The sequence below is a fragment of the Bartonella sp. CL63NXGY genome, assembly GCF_042194905.1.
Lineage (GTDB): Bacteria > Pseudomonadota > Alphaproteobacteria > Rhizobiales > Rhizobiaceae > Bartonella.
In genome coordinates this window covers 340-606 of record NZ_JBHINK010000133.1, presented here as the reverse complement: position 1 = coordinate 606, position 267 = coordinate 340, and the positions used below count along the sequence as shown (strand labels likewise).

Annotated in this window: 1 protein-coding gene; it reads left to right on the top strand. The window is 41.2% G+C overall.

What is annotated here, in order from left to right; all coding sequences use genetic code 11:
* Positions 1–267: hypothetical protein (locus ACFIK0_RS09715; protein WP_375663964.1), on the top strand; the 267-nt coding region annotated here is incomplete at both ends.

The following is a 267-nucleotide window of genomic DNA, read 5'->3' as shown; positions in this document are numbered from 1 at the left end:
AGTCAGTTAGCAAGCTTAATGGTGCTATAAGGGCGGCTGTTGGTTATGCGATTGATGATGATATTATCACCAAAGACTTCACTCACAACGTCACTGTAACTTACAACCGGGATAAAAAGGTAAGTGTAGAATATTTAACCAACGATGAGTTAACCAAGCTGAAAAGTGCTGTGATTAGCAAGCTCAATCGGTACAATACCAGCCGGTACATGATATTAAGTGGTATATATAGAGGGATGAGGAAAAGTGAAGTCGAGGCGGTGACCT